The 15,157-nt window shown below is 31.4% G+C and carries 13 protein-coding genes; all 13 read left to right on the forward strand.

Features of this window, described 5'->3' with window-relative positions; genetic code table 11:
* The first annotated feature begins 21 nt into the window (after positions 1–21).
* The 13 genes from BFN48_RS01685 (at position 22) to BFN48_RS01745 (ending at position 15,145) form a co-directional block, all read left to right on the forward strand.
* On the forward strand, positions 22–1,047 hold the full coding sequence (locus tag BFN48_RS01685; RefSeq protein WP_069649141.1) for a sugar-binding transcriptional regulator: 1,026 nt from the start codon (positions 22–24) through the stop codon (positions 1,045–1,047).
* A 40-nt stretch (positions 1,048–1,087) separates the two neighbouring features.
* Positions 1,088–2,101: a type I glyceraldehyde-3-phosphate dehydrogenase gene (gap, locus tag BFN48_RS01690; RefSeq protein ID WP_069649142.1), complete on the forward strand. Its 1,014-nt coding sequence runs from the start codon at positions 1,088–1,090 to the stop codon at positions 2,099–2,101.
* Positions 2,102–2,269: 168 nt separating this feature from the next.
* Entirely contained in the window at positions 2,270–3,463 is a 1,194-nt protein-coding gene (locus BFN48_RS01695) for a phosphoglycerate kinase (protein WP_069649143.1), read from the forward strand.
* Between the two features lie 11 nt (positions 3,464–3,474).
* Positions 3,475–4,221, forward strand: coding sequence for a triose-phosphate isomerase (gene tpiA, locus BFN48_RS01700; RefSeq protein ID WP_069649144.1), 747 nt, complete (start codon positions 3,475–3,477; stop codon positions 4,219–4,221).
* A gap of 14 nt (positions 4,222–4,235) precedes the next feature.
* Positions 4,236–5,768 (forward strand): 2,3-bisphosphoglycerate-independent phosphoglycerate mutase, encoded by a 1,533-nt coding sequence (gene gpmI / locus BFN48_RS01705; protein ID WP_069649145.1) that lies wholly within the window; start codon positions 4,236–4,238, stop codon positions 5,766–5,768.
* A 99-nt stretch (positions 5,769–5,867) separates the two neighbouring features.
* Positions 5,868–7,157 (forward strand): phosphopyruvate hydratase, encoded by a 1,290-nt coding sequence (gene eno, locus BFN48_RS01710; protein ID WP_069649146.1) that lies wholly within the window; start codon positions 5,868–5,870, stop codon positions 7,155–7,157.
* Between the two features lie 143 nt (positions 7,158–7,300).
* On the forward strand, positions 7,301–7,531 hold the full coding sequence (secG, locus tag BFN48_RS01715; RefSeq protein ID WP_069649147.1) for a preprotein translocase subunit SecG: 231 nt from the start codon (positions 7,301–7,303) through the stop codon (positions 7,529–7,531).
* Between the two features lie 19 nt (positions 7,532–7,550).
* Positions 7,551–9,563, forward strand: coding sequence for a sodium-translocating pyrophosphatase (locus tag BFN48_RS01720; RefSeq protein ID WP_141706117.1), 2,013 nt, complete (start codon positions 7,551–7,553; stop codon positions 9,561–9,563).
* 419 nt (positions 9,564–9,982) lie between these two features.
* Positions 9,983–10,756 carry an alpha/beta fold hydrolase gene (locus BFN48_RS01725; RefSeq protein ID WP_069649149.1) on the forward strand — a complete coding sequence of 258 codons (774 nt, stop codon included), beginning with the start codon at positions 9,983–9,985 and terminating at the stop codon, positions 10,754–10,756.
* Positions 10,749–12,398 (forward strand): UDP-N-acetylmuramoyl-tripeptide--D-alanyl-D-alanine ligase, encoded by a 1,650-nt coding sequence (locus tag BFN48_RS01730; protein WP_069649150.1) that lies wholly within the window; start codon positions 10,749–10,751, stop codon positions 12,396–12,398. Before BFN48_RS01725 ends, BFN48_RS01730 begins: the two co-directional genes overlap by 8 nt.
* 115 nt (positions 12,399–12,513) lie before the next feature.
* Entirely contained in the window at positions 12,514–13,680 is a 1,167-nt protein-coding gene (locus BFN48_RS01735) for a D-alanine--D-alanine ligase family protein (RefSeq protein WP_069649151.1), read from the forward strand.
* A 142-nt stretch (positions 13,681–13,822) separates the two neighbouring features.
* Positions 13,823–14,578 (forward strand): alpha/beta hydrolase, encoded by a 756-nt coding sequence (locus BFN48_RS01740; RefSeq protein WP_069649152.1) that lies wholly within the window; start codon positions 13,823–13,825, stop codon positions 14,576–14,578.
* Between the two features lie 15 nt (positions 14,579–14,593).
* Positions 14,594–15,145: an HDIG domain-containing metalloprotein gene (locus BFN48_RS01745; protein ID WP_069649153.1), complete on the forward strand. Its 552-nt coding sequence runs from the start codon at positions 14,594–14,596 to the stop codon at positions 15,143–15,145.
* Positions 15,146–15,157 lie beyond the last annotated feature (12 nt).

A 15,157-nucleotide genomic window follows, 5' to 3' on the forward strand; every position in this document is an offset into this window, starting at 1 on the left:
GTCCATAAGGAGAGAGAAATTATGAAAGATATTATAGAGCTACAAAGAAAAATTGTACCTGAAATGATTGAGATTTTAGAAAAGAGGTATAATATTCTAAGAAAGATATATTATAATCAACCAATAGGCAGAAGAACGTTAGCTAATAGTTTAAATATTGGTGAGAGAATAATAAGAACAGAAGTTAACATATTGAAAAAACAGGGTTTATTGGAAATAAAATCTCAAGGTATGAATGTTACTGAAGAAGGCAAAATAATAATTGAGGATTTGAAAGATTTTATACATAGATTAAAAGGTTTGAATGGATTAGAAAAAAAATTAGAGGAAAAATTAAATATTAACAATGTTATAGTAGTACCTGGTAATTATGATGAGGATAATTTAATTTTAAAGGATATTGGTAAAGCTTCAGCTAAGTATTTAAAGCAAATCATAAAAAACGATAGTATTATAGGAATAACTGGCGGTACTACAATGGCTCAACTCGCTGAGGAAATGCCAAATCAAAAAGGAGAAAATGATATACTTGTACTTCCTGCTAGAGGTGGGCTTGGAAGGAATGTAGAGGTACAGGCTAATAATGTAGCAGCAAAGCTAGCACAAAAGCTAGGTGGGCATTATAAATTACTACATGTACCTGATAATATAGGGAAAGAAGCTCTTGACGCACTTTTGCAAATACCAGAAATTAGAGAGATTGTTGAAGCTATAAAGAAGCTAGATGTATTAGTATTTGGAATAGGTAGAGCAGATGTTATGGCAAGAAGAAGGCAGCTTAGTCCAGAAATAATCCAAGAATTAAAGAATAGAGGTGCAGTTGCAGAAGCTTTTGGACATTACTTTAATACAAAAGGAGAAAAAGTTTGGGAATCAAATTCAGTAGGTTTATCTCTAGTAGATTTTGAGAATTTAAAAAATGTGGTTGGAGTTGCATGTGGTGTAAGTAAAGCTGAAGCTATAATTGCTATTTGTAGCCTTAAGAGAGATATGACTCTAATTACAGATGAGGGAGCAGCTAGAAAAATATTAGAATTAGTCAAATAAGCTACATTGTGTAGCAAAAAATATAAAGGAGGAGTATACAATGGCTATTAAAGTTGGTATTAATGGTTTTGGAAGAATAGGAAGAAATGTTTTAAGATCAGCATTAGAAAATGGAGTTACTGAATTTGAAGTTGTAGCAATCAATGACTTGGCTAAACCAGAAGATTTAGCACACTTATTTAAATATGACTCATGTTTTGGAAAATTTGAAGGAACTGTAGCAGTAGAAGGAGATTATATAGTATTAAATGGAAAGAAAATAAAAGTTTTAAGTGAAAGAAATCCTGAAAATTTACCTTGGGGAGAATTAGGAGTAGATATAGTAATAGAATCAACTGGTATCTTCAGAGACAGAGAAGGTGCAGAAAAACATATTAAAGCAGGAGCTAAGAAAGTTATAATTAGTGCACCTGCTAAAGGTGAAGATGTAACAATAGTTATGGGTGTAAATGAAAAAGATTATGATCCAGCAAATCACAATATAATTTCAAATGCTTCTTGTACAACTAACTGTTTAGCACCAGTTGCTAAAGTTATATTAGAGAAATTTGGAATCAAAAAAGGTTTAATGACTACAGTTCACTCATATACAAATGACCAAAGAATATTAGATGCACCACACAAAGACTTAAGAAGAGCTAGAGCAGCTGCTGAATCAATCATTCCTACTACTACAGGAGCAGCTAAAGCAGTTGCATTAGTATTACCTGAATTAAAAGGAAAATTAAGTGGTATGGCAATGAGAGTGCCAACTCCAACAGTTTCAGTAGTAGATGTAGTATTCGAAGTTGAGAAAGAAGCTACTGTAGAAGATGTAAATAAAGCTTTAAAAGAAGCTGCAGAAGGAGAATTAAAAGGAATTTTAGGATATTCAGATGAACCACTAGTATCAATTGATTACAGAAAAGATTCTCATTCATCAATAGTTGATGCTTTATCAACTATGGTAATCGGTGGAAATATGGTGAAAGTTGTTTCATGGTATGACAATGAATGGGGATATTCAACAAGAGTTGTTGATTTAGTAAAATACATTATTGAAAGAGGACTATAAAAGATGCTGACCGGTTTTGTAGTTATCTACAAAACCGGCTTTACCTTTAAAAAGAGTTTCGTTAATATCAAAAGTTTTATGAAAAATTTGTGTTTTTCGTTTTTAACTTTCTAATTTAACGAAAAGCGAGTGACGAGCGACCAATAACGATTTTTAAGGAGGGGTAGTATGTTAAATAAAAGAACAGTTGAAGATTTAGATGTTAGAGGTAAAAAAGTACTAGTAAGATGTGATTTTAACGTGCCAATGAATGAAAATGGTGAAATAACTGATGATAGAAGAATTAGAAGTGCAATTCCTACAATTGAATACATAATTAATAATGGTGGTAAAGTAATATTAATGTCACACTTAGGAAGACCAAAGGGAGAGCCTAATCCTAAATACAGTTTAGAGCCAGTAGCAAAGAGATTATCTGAACTTTTAAATAAAGAGGTTATTTTTGCAGCTGATGATAATGTAGTTGGGGAAAATGCTAAGAAAGCTGTTGCAGAAATGAACGAAGGAGATGTAGTTTTACTACAAAATACTAGGTATAGAAAAGAAGAAACAAAAAATGGAGAAGAGTTTGCAAAAGAATTAGCTTCATTAGCTGACCTTTTTGTAAATGATGCTTTTGGTACAGCTCACAGAGCACACGCTTCAAATGTTGGTGTTAGTCAGCATTTACCATCGGCTGTAGGATATCTTGTTAAAAAAGAAATTGAAGTTATGGGTAAGGCTATGTCAAATCCAGAAAGACCTTTTGTAGCTATACTTGGAGGGGCAAAAGTTTCAGATAAAATAGGTGTTATCGAAAATCTATTGGATAAAGTAGACAGTTTATTAATAGGTGGAGGAATGATGTTTACATTCCTAAAAGCAAAAGGATATGAAATCGGAAAATCTCTTTTAGAAGAGGATAAAATAGAGTTAGCAAAAGAGCTTATGGCAAAAGCTGAGGAAAAGGGAGTAAAACTATTATTACCTGTAGATACTGTTGTAGCAAAAGAATTTAAGAATGATACTGAATTTAGAACTGTAAAGGTTGAAGAAATACCAGCAGATATGATGGGATTAGATATAGGAGAAGAAACAAGAAAAATATTTGCTGAAGAAATATTAAAAGCTAAAACTGTTGTATGGAACGGACCAATGGGTGTTTTTGAAATGGAGAACTTTGCAAAGGGAACAGAAGCAATAGCTGAAGCTATGGCAAAATCAGATGCTGTAACTATTGTTGGTGGAGGAGATAGTGCTGCAGCTGTTGAAAAAACAGGATACAACGACAAAATGACTCATATATCAACTGGTGGTGGAGCATCTTTAGAATTCTTTGAAGGAAAAACACTACCTGGTATTGCAGCGATTGATAATAAGTAAGGGGGAGCATTATGAGAAGACCTATAATAGCTGGAAACTGGAAAATGCATAATACTATTGAAGAAGGCATTAAGTTAGTTAGAGAAATTAAAGATGTAGCTGATAATACAGATGTTGAAGTAGTTGTATGTGTACCTTTTACATCATTAAATGAAATAAAGAAAGAGCTTAAGGATACTAAAGTAAAATTAGGAGCTCAAAATATGCACTGGGAAGAAAAAGGTGCGTTTACAGGAGAAATTTCTCCTGTAATGTTAAAAGAAATAGGAATTGATTATGTTATAATTGGTCACTCTGAAAGAAGACAATATTTCAATGAAACTGATGAGACTGTTAACAAAAAGGTGCTTTCAGCTTTAAAGTATGGGATAAAGCCTATTATTTGTGTTGGGGAAACTCTTGAGCAAAGAGAGAAGAATATAGAAAAAGATGTTGTTAGTAAGCAGGTTATCAAAGCATTAGAAAATGTAAGTGCTGAAGATATGCTTAATATAGTTATTGCTTATGAGCCTATTTGGGCAATAGGTACTGGAAGAACTGCTTCAAGTAAAGATGCAAATGATATGATTTTCTTTATTAGAGAGACAATTAAAAATAAATATGGAGTAGATATTTCTGAAGAAGTAAGAATACAATATGGAGGTAGTGTAAAACCTCATAATATTACTGAGTTAATGAATGAATCCGATATTGATGGAGCTTTGGTAGGCGGAGCAAGTCTAAAAGCAGAAGACTTTATTAATATTGTAAACTTTTAATGAGGAGGAAAAAAATGACTAACAAACCAGTAGCTCTAATAATACTTGATGGCTGGGGAATAGGCAAGGACTATGAAGGAAATGCTATCTTGAAAGCTAACACACCTAATTACAAAATGTTATTAGAGAATTACCCTAGTACCAAACTAGAAGCTAGTGGGCTTTCGGTAGGATTACCTGAAGGTCAAATGGGTAATTCAGAAGTAGGACATTTAAATATAGGTGCAGGTAGAATTATTTATCAAGAATTTACTAGAATAAGCAAAGCAATAGAAAATGGTGAATTTTTTGAAAAACAGGAGTTTATAAAAGCAGTTGAAAATGCTAAGAAGAACAATTCAAGCTTACACTTAATGGGTTTATTATCTGATGGTGGTGTTCACAGTCATAATACACATTTATATGCACTTTTAGAACTAGCACAAAAATATGGCTTAAAAGATGTATATATCCATTGTTTCTTGGATGGTAGAGATGTACCACCTAAAAGTGCTAAGAAATATATTGAGGAATTAGAAAATAAGCTTTCAGAATTAGGTGTTGGGAAAATAGCCACTATATCAGGTAGATATTATGCAATGGATAGAGATAAAAGATGGGATAGAACAAAGAAAACTTATGATGCTATGGTGCTAGGAAAAGGTAGAGTAGCTTCGACACCTATTGAAGCGTTAAATAAATCTTATGACGAAGATATAACAGATGAGTTTGTTATACCAACTGTTATAGTAAAAGACAATAATCCTATTAAAGTAATAGAGAATAATGATTCAATAATATTCTTCAATTTTAGACCAGATAGAGCTAGACAAATAACTAGAGCTTTTGTTGATGATGACTTTGATGGATTTGTTAGAGATAAAAAGGTAAATGTGTATTTTGTGTGTATGACTCAATATGATAAAACTATTAATAACGTAGAAATAGCATATAAACCACAGGTTTATGTAAATACTTTAGGTGAATATTTAAGCAAAAAAGGATTAAAGCAGTTAAGGATAGCTGAAACTGAGAAATACGCTCATGTTACTTTCTTTTTCAATGGTGGTGTAGAAAAACCAAATGAAGGAGAAGAAAGAGTATTGATTCCTTCACCTAAGGTTGCAACATACGATCTTAAACCTGAAATGAGTGCAGTAGAAGTCAAAGAAGAAGTAATGAAGAGAATAAATGAAAATAAATATGATTTTATAGTTTTAAATTTTGCAAACCCAGATATGGTAGGTCATACAGGTAAATTTGAAGCAGCAGTTAAAGCTATTGAAACAATAGATGAATGTTTAGGGGATGTTGTTAAATTAATAGTGGAAAAGGGCGGTAAAGCCATTATTACAGCTGACCATGGTAATGCTGAAGAAATGATAGATGAAAATACAGGTAAATCAATAACAGCTCACACTACAAACAAGGTTCCTTGTATAGTTATAGGTGAGGGAAATGTAAAATTAAGAGAAGGTATACTAGCTGATATTGCTCCAACTATACTTGATATGATGGGTATAGAAAAGCCAAACGAAATGACAGGACAGTCACTAATTGTCAGATAAAGTAGCTATACTAGATACTTGTCTATAAGTTATTAACAACTATAGATTAAAAACTATTAACTAATAACTAAAATATAAAGTAAAAAGGAGGAATTTAAAATGACAATGATAATTGATGTTTATGCTAGAGAAATACTAGACTCAAGAGGAAATCCAACAGTTGAAGTTGAAGTTTGGACAGAAAGTGGTGCGATGGGAAGAGCAGCAGTACCATCAGGTGCATCAACTGGTGCTTTTGAAGCAGTAGAATTAAGAGATAATGATAAAACTAGATTTTTAGGAAAAGGTGTTACTAAAGCTGTTGAGAATGTAAATGAAATAATTGCTCCTGAAATAATTGGTATGGATGCTCTTGATCAAGTTGCAATAGATATGAAAATGTTAGAGTTAGATGGAACAGAGAATAAAGGTAAATTAGGTGCTAATGCTATTTTAGGCGTTTCAATGGCTGTTGCAAAGGCTGCAGCAGATGCATTAGGTATGCCTTTATATCAATATTTGGGTGGAGTAAATGCTAAAACTCTTCCAGTACCAATGATGAATATTTTAAATGGTGGTAAGCACGCTGATAATAATGTTGATATTCAAGAGTTTATGGTAATGCCTGTTGGAGCACCAAACTTCAGAGAGGCTTTAAGAATGGGTGCAGAAGTTTTCCATAATTTAAAGAAAGTTCTAAAAGAAAAAGGTTTAAATACAGCAGTTGGTGATGAAGGTGGATTTGCTCCAAACCTTGGATCAAACGAAGAAGCATTAGCAACTATTGTTGAAGCTATTAAGAGAGCTGGTTATAAACCAGGTGAAGAGATAGCACTAGCATTAGATGTTGCAGCAACTGAAATTTACGATAAAGAGAAGAAAGTTTACAGATTAGCTGGTGAAGGAAAAGAGTTAACTGCTGAAGAATTAGTAAACTTCTATAGTGACTTAGTTGAAAAGTATCCTATCATTTCAATTGAAGATGGTTTAGATGAAGAAGATTGGGAAGGATGGAAATTATTAACTGAAAAATTAGGCAATAAAATACAATTAGTAGGTGACGACTTATTTGTAACTAATACTAAGAGATTATCAAAAGGTATTGAAAAAGGTGTTGCTAACTCAATTCTTATTAAGCTAAACCAAATTGGTACAATTACAGAAACTCTAGATGCAATTGAAATGGCAAAAAGAGCTGGATATACTGCAGTTGTATCACATAGATCAGGTGAAACAGAAGATGCGACTATTGCAGACTTTGTAGTAGCTACAAATGCTGGTCAAATTAAAACAGGTGCACCTTCAAGAACTGATAGAGTTGCTAAATACAATCAGTTATTAAGAATTGAGGATATGTTAGGTAAAACTGCTCAATATAAAGGTAAGGAAGTATTCTACAATCTTAAATAATTACTTTAGTGAATATAAAAGAAATTTTTGCCAATAATAAGGGTAGGTATATGCTACCCTTATTTATTTGAACAAATTTATTGATTTTATTAATATCCTATGTTAAAATAGCTTTGTTAATTATTAGGTGGGGAGGTGTAAGGGTGAAGATACTATTTACTATACTAATTTTAGTTTCAAGTTTAGTTTTAATAGCAAGTATATTATTACAATCTGGTAAAAGCGCTGGCTTATCAGGAACTATAGCTGGTGGTGCTGAAAGTATATGGGGAAAAAATAAAGGTAGAACTTATGAAGGAATACTAAGTAAAGTTACTAGTATTTCAGCTATTATTTTCGTATTATCTGCATTAGTACTTGCAGCTTTACAATAAAAAATTAAATAAGGGAGGTATTAAATTGAATATAATAGTGCCTATAATTGGTGTTGTAGCATTAATTTTTGCTTACTACAAAGCAGCTTCAATTAATAAAGTAGATGTTGGAACTGATAAAATGAAAGAAATATCTTCCTACATACAGGAAGGAGCAATGGCATTTTTATCAAGAGAGTATAAGACACTTGTAATTTTCGTTGCAATATTATTTGTAATTTTAGGGGTTGGTATAGGCTGGTATACAGCAATTTGTTTCATTATAGGTGCAGTATTTTCTGCTTTAGCAGGATTCTTTGGAATGAGAGTTGCTACTAAAGCAAATGTAAGAACTGCAAATGCAGCAAAAGAGTCAGGAATGAACAAAGCTTTAGATGTAGCATTCTCAGGTGGAGCAGTTATGGGAATGGCAGTTGTTGGATTAGGTTTATTAGGTGTTGGATCTTTATATTTAATATTTAAAGATCCTGCGATAATTACAGGTTTTGGTTTGGGAGCATCATCAATAGCTCTATTCGGTCGTGTTGGTGGTGGAATCTATACTAAGGCTGCAGACGTTGGAGCGGACTTAGTTGGTAAAGTAGAAGCTGGTATACCTGAAGACGACCCAAGAAACCCTGCTGTTATTGCTGATAACGTTGGTGACAATGTTGGGGACGTTGCAGGTATGGGTGCTGACTTGTTCGAATCATATGTAGGTTCTATAATTTCAGCAATTACATTAGGATTATTAGCTTTTGATATAAATGGCGCATTATATCCATTATTCTTAGCAAGTACAGGTATAGTAGCATCTATTATTGGTACATTTTTTGTTAGAGGAAAAGAAGATTCAGATCCACACAAAGCTTTAAAAATGGGTACTTATGTTAGTGGAATAATTACGATTGTAGTTGCATTTTTCCTAAGCAATTCATTACTTGGTTCACTTAAGCCATTTGCAGCAATTGTAACTGGTTTAATCGTAGGTATCATTATAGGACAACTTACAGAGTATTATACTTCAGGAGATTTTAAACCAGTAAGAAAAATTGCAGATCAATCAGAAACAGGAAGCGCAACTAACATTATTAGCGGTTTAGCTGTAGGTATGTTATCAACAGCTCTTCCAATTTTAGTTATCGCTGTAGGTATCCTAATAGCTTTCTACGCTAGTGGTGGAGCAGTTAGTGCAAGTGAAGGACTATACGGTATTGCATTAGCTGCGGTAGGTATGCTATCAACTGCTGCTATGACAATTGCAGTTGACGCTTACGGACCAATTGCTGACAATGCTGGTGGTATTGCAGAAATGTGTGAGCTACCAAAAGAAGTGCGTAATATAACTGATAAACTAGATGCAGTAGGAAATACTACAGCTGCTATAGGTAAAGGGTTTGCTATAGGTTCAGCAGCTCTTACAGCATTGGCGTTATTCGCTTCATATACTCAAGCAGTTAAATTAGCTAGTATAGATTTAACAAACCCAACAGTTATTGCAGGTTTATTAATAGGTGGAATGCTACCATTCTTATTCTCAGCAATAACTATGGAAGCAGTAGGTAAGGCTGCATTCAGTATGATAGAAGAGGTTAGAAGACAATTTAGAACTATACCAGGTATTATGGAAGGTAAAGCTAAACCTGAGTATAAGAGATGTGTTGATATCAGTACAGCTGCTGCATTAAGAGAAATGATGGTTCCAGGCTTATTAGCAGTACTTGCTCCAGTTTTAACAGGAATAATCTTAGGAACAGAAGCTCTAGGAGGCCTTTTAGCAGGTGCTTTAGTTACTGGTGTTCTTATGGCAATCTTCATGGCTAATTCAGGTGGAGCATGGGATAATGCTAAGAAATATATAGAAGAAGGACATCATGGTGGTAAAGGTAGTGAGGCTCATAAAGCAGCAGTTGTTGGAGATACTGTCGGTGATCCATTCAAAGATACTTCAGGACCATCTATAAATATATTAATTAAGCTTATGACTATTGTTGCTTTAGTATTCGCACCATTATTCTTAAAGTTTGGTGGTTTAATAACAAAATTATTCTAGCAAAAAAACCCTTCTCTTTTAGAGAAGGGTTTTTTTTTAGTAAAGCCGATAGTTAAATTACTTATGAAAATAATACTCATGCGAAAGAATTTAGAAAAAACTTTAGGCTCAAATTTTTAGAAAATCCTAACGCACCTAATCAAGACATCCTGTCTTGTAGGATGCTAGTTTGACATCCTGTCAAACCTACGGATTTTTTTTAAAATTTTTACCTAGTTTTTTCAACTAAATTCTTTAAGCATTCGCTTATATTTTCATAATTATATAAAGTTTGTCTACAGTTTAAGTTATTAGCTTATTAACTAACGACTATCGACTAATATAAAAAGTTTTGGTATACTTAAATAAGTAATTAGTTATAATCAAGTAGATGAACATAATAATATGTAATAGAAATTTTAAACAGTAGGGTGATATAGATGAAAATAAACATTGATGGTTTAACAATAAATTATAAGTGTGAAGGAGAAGGAAAAAACATACTTCTATTACACGGATGGGGTGGAAATATAGATAGTTTTCTACCAGTCTTTAATCATTTAAAAAATAGATTTAGAGTTTACGCAATAGATTTTCCAGGGTTCGGTGAGAGTCAGCAGCCTAATGAAGTATGGGGAGTTTATGATTATGCTAGGCTGACAAAAAAATTTATTGACAAAATGAATATGAAAGAAGTTATATTAATAGGGCATTCTTTTGGAGGCAGAGTTTCAATAGTTTTAGCTAATAAATATCCCGAACTCATAAAAAAAATGATATTAGTTGATAGTGCTGGTTTAATACCGAAGAGAACTTTGAAGTATTATATTAAAGTTTATACTTTTAAGACTTTAAAGCTTTTATACAGGTTGCTATTCTTTTGGAAAGATAAAGAAAAAGCTATGGAAAGGTTTTATAAAAAATTCGGTTCCAAAGATTATCAACAAGCTGGTGATATGAGAAAAATTTTAGTAAAGGTTGTTAATGAAGATTTGAAATCTTTACTTAGAGGGATAAAAGCTTCTACTTTACTGATATGGGGTGAAAATGACGAAGCAACCCCTGTTTATATGGGTAAGATTATGGAAAAGGAAATTGAAGATAGTGGTTTAGTTGTTTTGAAAAATGCAGGGCATTTTTCATATCTTGACCAATATAATAGATTTATAGTAATTGTTGATAAGTTCTTAGAGGAGAGTGGATTAAATGGATAAAATATTTTGGCAATTAAGTTTTGTCCTGACATTTGGAGTTTGGGCTTTTGCTGTATATCATAGAAGTAAGTATTTTTTACATATGATACAACTTGAAGGGTATAAAAATAATAATTTTAAAAAATGGATTAATGAATTTAACTATAAAACCTTTTCTAACAAACAGAAATATACATTCTTCAGTATTGTGATAATTACAGTTATTTATATTATCTCTTCAATTATCGTTAAAACTGATATTTTATTAAGTATATTTATGTTGATTTGGATAAGCGGCATAATTTATTCAATTGAATTTAAAAAAGAGAAAGCGAAAAAAGAATTAGTATTTACTAAAAGAGCAAAAAGATTGTTTATTTCAAACTTTGTAGTAATAATAATTGAAATTTTGATAGCAAATATTATTTTAATAATGCTACTTTATGATAAGTACTATACTTATCCTTTAGTTTTGTTTTTGTTAAGCACTATATATTACTTTGAACCATATAATATGATATTGGCTAATATATTAGTGGCTCCAATAGAAAAGAAGATTAATAAATATTACTACGACAAAGCTTACGATAAAGTAAGAACTTTTAAAGATTTAAAAATTGTAGGAATTACAGGAAGTTTTGGAAAGACAAGTACGAAATTTATAACATCAACGATTTTACAAGAAAAGTATAAAGTATTAAAAACACCAGAAAGTTATAATACTCCAATGGGTATCAGTAAAGTTATTAATAATGATTTGACTAATGAGTATGAAGTTTTTGTTGTAGAGATGGGAGCAAGGAATATAGGTGATATTAAGGAAGTAGCTAGACTCGCAAATCCTAAAATAGGAGTTTTAACAGCTATAGGGCCTACTCATTTAGAAACGTTTAAGAATGTAGAAAACATAATGAAAACTAAGTATGAATTAATCGAAGAATTGCCACCAGAAGGTATTGCGATTTTTAATTATGATAATAAATATATTAGAAAGCTTGCTGATAAAACTTTTAAGGAAAAGATATTATACGGAATGGAAGATATTGAAAAATTAGATATTTATGCTACAGATTTAGAAGTATCAGAGTTTGGTTCTAGCTTCATACTTAATGATAGAGAAGGAAATTCTATCAAGTGTAAAACAAAATTGCTTGGCAAACATAATATACAGAACTTACTTGCAGGAGCTGCTGTTGCTAGAGCTTTAGGATTGACTTTAGATGAGATAGCTAGAGGTATAGAAAAAGTAGAACCTGTTCCACATAGATTACAACTGATAAATCCAGGTACTGGGGTTATTGTTATTGATGACGCATTTAATTCTAATCCTGTAGGAGCAAAAGCTGCACTTGATGTGATTAATCAGTTTAAAAATAGAAGAAAAATAATAGTAACTCCTGGTATGGTTGAGTTAGGAGAGCAAGAGGCTGAAGCTAATAAAGAGTTCGGTAAAAATATAGCTAACGTATGCGACTATGTAATTCTTATTGGACAAAATAGAACAAAACCGATTTTCGATGGATTAAGAGAAATGAATTATAGTAAAGATAATATTTTTGTAGTTAATACATTAAACGAAGCTACTATAAAATTACAGGAGTTAGTGAAACCTGGCGACGTAGTTTTATTTGAAAATGATTTACCAGATACATACAATGAGTAATCATTTGATTTTAGGTAATGTCAAATGTTTTATGAAAACTTATTCTTTTGATTATTAATTTGACGAATAGCGAATGGCGAATGACTATTGACGATAATTTTTAGGAGGGTTTTTTATGAAAAAAAGAGTAGGTGTAATTTTTGGTGGCAGAAGTGTTGAGCATGAAGTGTCCGTTATAACAGGGTTACAAGTTATAGAAAATATTGATAAGTCAAAATATGAAGTTATACCAATATATATAGATAAAGAAGGTAAGTGGCTTATTGGTGACTCATTAAGCAAATTTGAAAACTTTAAAAATAAAGATTTTAAGAATGTCAGAGAGGTAGTTATAACTCCAAACTACAATAACCATAAAATATACTCTCATCCAGAGAAAACTAATTTTTTTAGCAAGAAAATTTTAGAAACTTTAGATGTAATTTTTCCTGCAGTTCATGGGACTAATGGAGAAGATGGTACATTGCAGGGGTTATTTGAATTAATGAATATACCTTATGTAGGAGGTAGTGTATTAGCTTCATCTGTTGGAATGGATAAAGTTATGATGAAGTCTGTTTTTAAGTCATATGAGTTGCCAATGGTTGATTATATTTGGTTTTACAGAAGTAGATGGGAAGAAGATAAGGAAAAATTAATTGAAGATATAGAAAATACATTAGGATATCCAGTTTTTGTGAAACCTGCTAATTTAGGTTCAAGTATTGGAATTTCTAAAGCTAAGGATAGAGAAAATCTGATAGAAGCAGTAGAAGTAGCTATTAGATATGATAGAAAGATAATTGTGGAAAAAGGGGTAGAAAAACCTAGAGAAATAAATTGTTCAGTTATTGGATATGATGATAAATTAAAAACTTCAGTTTGTGAGGAACCTGTTGGTTGGGAAGAATTATTATCATTTGAAGACAAGTATATTAAGAGTAATACTAAAGGAACTAAAAATGGCAGGAGAATAATACCAGCGGATATACCTGATGATATTAAGGTTAAAATAGAAGAATTAGCGAAAAAAGCTTTTATGGCAATCGACTGCAGAGGTATAGCAAGAATTGACTTTTTATTGGATGATAAAAATAATATATATGTAAATGAGATTAATACAATGCCTGGTTCAATAGCTTATTATCTATGGGAGCCAAAGGGTATATCGTTTAAAGAACTTATAAATGAGCTAATAGAGATTGCAATAAAGAGCCATGATGAAAAAAATAAAAATATGTATTCCTATGATGTCAATTTGTTTAATAAAATAGATTTTCAAAATGAAGGTAGTAAAATATAGCATTAATTATGATTGGGGCTGATAACAGTCCCAATTTTTTTTAGATGACAGCTATTAACCATTATTTGTTTAAAATTAAATCTTTATGCAAACAAAATATGCTATAATATGGAATAGAAACAAATAAAGGTTGGTGTTAAAAATGAAATATTTGCATGATAATGCTAAGGCATTTTATTTTAGAGGAAACAATATTGGCTGTTTATTAATTCATGGTTTTACAGGTTCTCCAGCAGAAATGAGACTATTAGGAGAATTTCTAAATAAGCAAGGCTGTACAGTAAAAGGGGTATTGCTTAAAGGGCATGGAACTACAGTTGAAGACATGGAACAGACTACTTGGAAAGATTGGTTATCATCGGCAGAAGTAGAGTTGATAGATTTGATGCATAAATGTGATAAGGTAGTTGTAATTGGATTATCGATGGGTGGAATTATAGCACTTAAATTAGCAGAAAGGTTCAATGTAGATGCAGTAGTTAGCATTGCTGCACCTATAAAAATAGTAAATAGAAAAGTGTATTTTGCAAGAGTAATCAAGTATTTTAAAAAATATATACCAAAGCCTGAGAAAAAATTTGATGATGATCTAAAAGATTACTGTATAAGTTACGATAGGACACCAGTAGCTGCAATTCCTCATTTATTAAAATTAATCAGAATTACTAAGAGAAGATTAAGAAAAATTAAGTCTCCAATACTTATAATTCAATCAAAAAATGACAAAACTGTAAGATATGAAAGTGCTGAATATATTTTTGAAAAAGTTGGTTCTGAGCTTAAAAAATTAGTATATTTAAAAGAAAGTGGTCATGTAGTAACTTTAGATTTAGAAAGAGAAAAAGTATTTAATGAAATTAAAAAATTTTTAATTGAAATAAACTTATTAAAAATTTGAATGGGGGGTATTCTAATGAATAGAATAGAAGCTTTAAAACATGTAAATGCTAATGTAAAAAATAAGAATTTAATTAAACATATGTTAGCTACAGAAGCAGTTATGAAAGGATTAGCAAGGAAATTAAAACAAGATGAAGAAAAATGGGGGATTGCGGGACTATTGCATGATATAGATTATGAAAAGACAGCTAAGAATCCGGAAAAGCACAGTCTAATTGGTGCAGAAATGTTAGAAAAGTTAGGTTATGATCATGATATAGTTTATGCAGTAAAGGTGCATAATGATATGCATGGTTTAAAAAGAAATAGTTTAATGGATAAAGCACTATACTCAAGTGACCCATTAACAGGGCTAATAGTTGCAGCAGCTTTAATATCACCTGAAAAGAAATTAAATAAAATTGATACAAAATTTGTGCTAAACAGATTTAAAGAAAAATCTTTTGCAAAAGGTGCAAATAGAGATCAAATTGCTGCTTGTAAAGAATTAGGTTTAGAGTTAGAAGAATTTATTGAAATAGGTTTAAGTTCTATGCAAGAAATTTCAGAAGAATTAGGATTGTAATAGTTTGGAGGT

It is taken from the genome of Caloranaerobacter ferrireducens (assembly GCF_001730685.1).
Lineage (GTDB): Bacteria > Bacillota > Clostridia > Tissierellales > Thermohalobacteraceae > Caloranaerobacter > Caloranaerobacter ferrireducens.

What these genes read in the sequence shown, in the direction of transcription:
- BFN48_RS01685 (WP_069649141.1), top strand. Translation starts at nt 22, where the DNA reads ATGAAAGATATTATAGAGCTACAAAGAAAAATTGTACCTGAAATGATT.
- gap (WP_069649142.1), top strand. Translation starts at nt 1,088, where the DNA reads ATGGCTATTAAAGTTGGTATTAATGGTTTTGGAAGAATAGGAAGAAAT.
- BFN48_RS01695 (WP_069649143.1), top strand. Translation starts at nt 2,270, where the DNA reads ATGTTAAATAAAAGAACAGTTGAAGATTTAGATGTTAGAGGTAAAAAA.
- tpiA (WP_069649144.1), top strand. Translation starts at nt 3,475, where the DNA reads ATGAGAAGACCTATAATAGCTGGAAACTGGAAAATGCATAATACTATT.
- gpmI (WP_069649145.1), top strand. Translation starts at nt 4,236, where the DNA reads ATGACTAACAAACCAGTAGCTCTAATAATACTTGATGGCTGGGGAATA.
- eno (WP_069649146.1), top strand. Translation starts at nt 5,868, where the DNA reads ATGACAATGATAATTGATGTTTATGCTAGAGAAATACTAGACTCAAGA.
- BFN48_RS01725 (WP_069649149.1), top strand. Translation starts at nt 9,983, where the DNA reads ATGAAAATAAACATTGATGGTTTAACAATAAATTATAAGTGTGAAGGA.
- BFN48_RS01730 (WP_069649150.1), top strand. Translation starts at nt 10,749, where the DNA reads ATGGATAAAATATTTTGGCAATTAAGTTTTGTCCTGACATTTGGAGTT.
- BFN48_RS01735 (WP_069649151.1), top strand. Translation starts at nt 12,514, where the DNA reads ATGAAAAAAAGAGTAGGTGTAATTTTTGGTGGCAGAAGTGTTGAGCAT.
- BFN48_RS01740 (WP_069649152.1), top strand. Translation starts at nt 13,823, where the DNA reads ATGAAATATTTGCATGATAATGCTAAGGCATTTTATTTTAGAGGAAAC.
- BFN48_RS01745 (WP_069649153.1), top strand. Translation starts at nt 14,594, where the DNA reads ATGAATAGAATAGAAGCTTTAAAACATGTAAATGCTAATGTAAAAAAT.